The following is a 4,956-nucleotide window of genomic DNA, read 5'->3' on the forward strand; positions in this document are numbered from 1 at the left end:
CCGGGCGGGTCGGCGCGCGCATCGCGGCGGCCCTGCCGGAGGGGCTGGTGCGTACGGCCGGCTCCCGCCGGATGGGCTGCGCCCTGCCCGGTGCCGACCTGGACCTGGTGGCGGTGCTGCCGGGCGCGCCGGACATCGCCGGGGTACGGGCGCGGGTGGCGGCGGCCCTGCCGGAGGCGGAGCGGCTGCGGGAGGTGACCGGGGCCCGGGTGCCGGGGCTGCGGCTGCGGGCGTGCGGACTGGACGTGGACCTGGTGGTCGTCGCGGCGGGTTCGCTGGAGCCGGCGCGGGCCGTGGAGCGCGGGGCGGAGCTGGGCGAGGCGGCCGCGGTGGCGCTGAGCGCCCTCGGCGACGCGGACGCCGTACGGGAGTCGGTGGGCGCCGACCACGCCGCCTTCGCCCGGCTGGCGCGGGAGGTGAAGGCCTGGGCGCGGGCCCGCGGCCTGGACTCGGCGCCCTTCGGGGGGCTGCCGGGGCTCGCCTGGTCGGTGCTGGCCGCGCGGACCGTCCGGGACTGCGGGGAGCGTTCCCCAGGGGCGCTGCGGCGGGAGTTCTTCGGGACCTGGGCGGCCTGGGACTGGACGCGGCCGGTGGCCCTGGACCCAGGTGCCCCCGCCCGCCCCGGGCCGGACCCGGTCACCGTTCTCACCCCCTCCGCGCCGGTCCGCAGCTGCACCGGGCAGGTGGGTGCCGGGATGCGCGACCTGCTCGTAGGGGAGCTGTACCGGGCGTGGGAGCTGCTGGAGGAGGATCCCGGCGGGCCGGACCGGCTGCTGTCGGCGCCGCCGCTGCACCGCCGGCACGCGGCGTGGGCGGTGGTGGACGTACGGGCCGACGCGCCGCGGGAGTTCGAGGAGCGGATGGGCCGCACCCGGGGGCGGGTGCGCGCCCTGCTCGGCGCGCTCGCGGAGAGCGGGGTCCCGGACGCGCACGCCTGGCCCCGTCCGTTCGAGCGGACCGGCACGCTGGCCCGGTACGCGATCGGCCTGGGCCCCACGCCTCCGGACGCCCCGGCGCTCGCGGCACTCGCCGGCCCCTGGTCGGCCGGCCTCCCCGGTGTGGAGGTCACCCGGGCCGCGAACGGCGAGGTCCCCGACCTCCACCACCCCGACCGGGGCCGTCTCCTCCCGTGATCTCCCGGTCCCCGCCCGGGCGGGCGGTCAGACCTCGATGACGATCTTGCCGGCGGTGTGGCCGGACTGGCTGAGGGCGAAGGCCGCCGCGAGGTCGGCGAGGGGGAAGGTCTCGGCGACCGTGACCGTCAGCTGCCCCGCGTCGGCGAGGGCCCCCAGGGCCATGAGGTCGACGCCCGCGGGGCGGACCCACATCCACTGGCCGCCCGCGCCGAGGACCGTGTGGTCGGCGATCGAGGCGTGCCGGCCGCCCTCGCCGAGGACGGCCAGGGTGACGTCGAGGACCCCGCCGACGAAGTCCGCGACGACGCTGACGCCCTCGGGGGCGAGGGCGCGGACCCGCTCGGTCAGGCCGTCCCCGTAGGCGACGGGCTCGCAGCCCAGGGAGCGCAGCCGGTCGTGGTTGCGCGGGGAGGCGGTGCCGATGACCCGCGCGCCGAGCGCGCGGGCGATCTGCACGCCGAGGGATCCGACGCCGCCGGCCGCGCCGTGGACGAGGACGGTGTCGCCGTCGCCCGTGCCGAGCCGGGTCAGCAGTTGGTAGGCGGTGAGCCCGGCCAGGGGCAGGCCTGCCGCCTGCTTCCAGCTGAGGGAGAGGGGCTTGGGCGCGAGGGCCCGTACGGGGACGGTGACGTATTCGGCGAAGGTGCCGCCGTGCACGTAGTCCTTGCGGGCGTAGGCGATGACCTCGTCCCCGACGGCGAACTCGGGGGTGTCGATGCCGACGCGTTCGACCGTGCCGGCCACGTCCCAGCCGGGGACCACGGGGTGGACCACGTCCATCAGGGCGTCGAGACCTCCCGCCATGATCTTCCAGTCCACGGGGTTGACGGAGGCGCAGCGGACCCGGACGAGCACCTCGCCGGGGCCGACCTTGGGAACGGGCTGCCGGGTCTCGGAGAGCACCTCCGTCCCGCCGTAGGTGTCGTACGTCATCGCCCGCATGGTGGCCTGGGTGTCCTCCGGCATGTGCGCGCCCTCTCCGTGAGCCGTGAGCCGTGATCTGGTGCAGTGATCTGGTGCCGTGATCTGGCGGAAGCCCCCCTTGTCCATCCCACCACGAAAGGCCGTGCCCGCCCCGGGAGGCGGGGCGGGCACGGCGCGGCGCACCGGAACACCGGCTGCGCCCGTTCGCGTGCGGGATGTGGTTCAGGAGCTGCCGCACCCCGCGGTCCGGGTGTCGGTCGGCTCCAGCCCGCCGCGTCCGGACGCCGTCACGGTGGGCGCGGCGACGTCCCCCGTCCGCGGCACCGCCCCCGGCAGGGGCACCGCACGGGATCACTCGTACTCCGTGCCGCCCTTGCGCGTCAGGTACGCCGGGCTGACCGCCTTCGCGATGGCGCGCCCCCCGGTCACCGGGCTGTAGCGCTCCGCGGCCGGGCGGATCACGACGCCCTCGCGCAGGTGCAGGCCCCGGCCGGAGACGGTCTCGCGGCCGTTCGCCAGTTCGAGCACCACCTCCAGCGCGTACGAACCCTCGAACAGCCGGGGCACGAGCGGCAGTTCGCCGTCGCCGAGCACCCGCTCCGGGTCAAGCCAGCGCACCTCGCCGTCGATCTCGGCGCAGACGTCGAAGACGGCGTAGCCGGGCGGCTCGTCGGAGGCGCCGCCGCGGGCCCCGTAGGCCAGGTCCTGCACCCCCGAGCCGTACACCTCGGCGAAGACCCCGACCCGGGTGGCGCCCAGCCGCGCGGCCAGCCGGGCCGCCACCCCGGCCACGCCGTGCCCGCGCACCGCACGCCAGTAGAGGTTGCGGTCGTCCTCCGTGAGCGCGAACCCGCGGGAGCCGAACCCCTTCGAGGAGACCAGGACCCGCTCCCCGTCGGCGACGTACGTCACCAGGCAGGCCGTGCCGTGGAGCTTCTCCGTGAGGACCACCGGCTCGCCCTCCTCGAAGATCCCCGGGTAGCGCCTCAGGTTCTCGATGTCCGTCCACGGCAGCAGGTCGGGGGCCGACTCGACCTCTCCGTCCATCGTCGTGGGTACCGGTGGCGACCATTTGACGATGCCGAGCAGTTCGGCGAAGTCCGTGCCCTCCTTCGCCGCCGACTCCAGGTCCACCCCGGCCAGCGCGCGGGGCCGGCAGACCAGGCCCTGCGAGAGCTCGCCGCGCAGCCGGACAGCCCGGACCCGGTCGCGGGAGCTTCCCGCGAGCCGTCCGGTCAGGCCCAGCTCCTCGATCAACGCGCCGGGCAGGACGGCCTGTTCGGGTATGTAGAGGGCGAAGTCGCCAGTGCGGTAGGCACCCTTCGCCACGACGGCCCGGTAGAGGCCCACCTGGGCCAGTTCCAGGGCATCGGCGTTCGGGTGTCCGTGGACGGCGAGTTCCTCGACGGTGACGCGCAAGGTGGACAACGTACGGCTCCTCTCGGGAGGTTCAGGTCGTCCGGCCCACTGTCCGGTGGGCCTTTTACGCTGGTCCAGCGAATATCGCGGTGTTAGCCTGCGCCGCGCGGGGGCCCGGCCCGCAGGCCCCGCCGCGCACCCGTCGTCACCGGTTCCAGGAGGCCCCGATGTCAGCTCGTCCCGTCACGGTCGTCACCGGCGGCAGCCGGGGCATCGGCGCGGCCGCCTGCCTGCGGCTCGCCGCCGACGGCCACGACCTGGTGCTCGGCTACGCGCACGACGGGGCCGCCGCCGAGGACGTCGCGGAGCGCGTACGGGCGACCGGCGCCCGGTGCGTGACCGTACGCGGTGACACCTCCGAGGAGTGCGCGGTGGAGCGGCTCTTCGACATCGCCGGCGCCGAACTCGGCGCGGTCACCGGGCTGGTCAACAACGCCGGCGTGACGGGCCTGCCGGGCCGCCTCGCCGACGCCCGCACGGAGGACCTGAGGCGGGTGGTGGAGGTGAACCTGCTCGGGTACCTGCTGTGCTGCCGGCGGGCCGCCCGGGACATGGCCGAGGGTGGCGGCGGGGCCATCGTGAACGTCTCCTCCGCGGCCGCCACGCTGGGCAGCCCCGGGGAGTACGTGCACTACGCGGCCACCAAGGCGGCCGTCGACGCCCTCACGGTGGGCCTTTCCAAGGAACTCGGCCCGGACGGCATCCGGGTCAACGCGGTGGCGCCCGGCATCATCGAGACCGGGATGCACGCGGCGATGGGCGATCCCGACCGGCCCGCCCGGGCGGCGGCGGGCATCCCGCTGGGCCGGGCGGGGCAGCCCGAGGAGGTCGCCGGGGCCATCGCCTGGCTGATGTCGGCGGACGCCTCCTACACGACGGGCGCGGTACTGCGCGTCTCCGGCGGCCGGTGAGGGCCGCCGACGCCGTACGGAGCCACCGCGGGAGCCGTCACGGGGCCGTCAGCCGAAGGCCRCCCGCGTCGCCGGGCCGTAGATCCCGCGCGGATCGCCCTTGATGTCGCGGTCGCGCTGGAGCTGGGCCACGCCGCGCCGGGTCTGCTCGTCGTAGACGCCGGTCTGCGAGACGTACGTGAACCCCTGTCCGTAGAGCCGCTCCTGGAGCTCGCTCACCTCCGGGCCGCGGTCCCCCGGGCGCAGCGTCCCCGACGCCTGCCCCGGGGGCTTCGCGACGGGCGCGCTCGGCCCCGGGCCGGACGGTCCGGTCGTGGGCGTCCCGGACGGCCGGGCCGCGGCCGAGGGGCTCCCCGCGGAGGCGGTCCCGCGAGCGGGGCCGGACGGGGCGGGCGACGCCGTACCGGGGGCGCCGGTGGCGTCCGCGCCGGACTCACCGGCTCCGGGGCTGCCCACGGGCAGCGCCGGCAGGGCGAGCCCGGGGTGCCCGGCGCCCGGGGCGGGCTCGGGTGCGGGGCCGCCCGGCAGGAACAGCAGCCCGCCGGCCGCGGCCGCCGCGAGCAGCG

General features: G+C 76.9%; 5 protein-coding genes. 2 read left to right on the forward strand and 3 right to left on the reverse strand.

Annotation, left to right across the window (positions count from 1 at the left end; translation table 11 throughout):
• A partial coding sequence (locus AB4039_RS41420; RefSeq protein ID WP_442273217.1) for a poly(A) polymerase occupies positions 1 to 1,133 on the forward strand: 1,133 nt, incomplete at its 5' end.
• A 27-nt stretch (positions 1,134 to 1,160) separates the two neighbouring features.
• Here AB4039_RS41420 and AB4039_RS41425 read toward each other — a convergent pair.
• Together AB4039_RS41425 and AB4039_RS41430 are read right to left on the reverse strand one after the other, a co-directional pair.
• On the reverse strand, positions 1,161 to 2,078 hold the full coding sequence (locus AB4039_RS41425) for an NADP-dependent oxidoreductase (protein WP_266841439.1): 918 nt from the start codon (positions 2,076 to 2,078) through the stop codon (positions 1,161 to 1,163).
• A 333-nt stretch (positions 2,079 to 2,411) separates the two neighbouring features.
• Positions 2,412 to 3,488, reverse strand: coding sequence for an RNA ligase (ATP) (locus tag AB4039_RS41430; protein ID WP_266836753.1), 1,077 nt, complete (start codon positions 3,486 to 3,488; stop codon positions 2,412 to 2,414).
• A gap of 158 nt (positions 3,489 to 3,646) precedes the next feature.
• On the opposite strand from AB4039_RS41430, the gene AB4039_RS41435 reads away from it, so the two are divergent.
• Entirely contained in the window at positions 3,647 to 4,390 is a 744-nt protein-coding gene (locus AB4039_RS41435; protein ID WP_266836755.1) for an SDR family oxidoreductase, read from the forward strand.
• 48 nt (positions 4,391 to 4,438) lie between these two features.
• Here the strand turns inward: AB4039_RS41435 and AB4039_RS41440 are convergent.
• Positions 4,439 to 4,956: peptidoglycan-binding protein (locus tag AB4039_RS41440; protein WP_442273218.1), on the reverse strand; the 518-nt coding region annotated here is incomplete at its 5' end.

This window comes from Streptomyces sp. M-16 (assembly GCF_052114405.1).
Classification (GTDB): Bacteria; Actinomycetota; Actinomycetes; order Streptomycetales; family Streptomycetaceae; genus Streptomyces.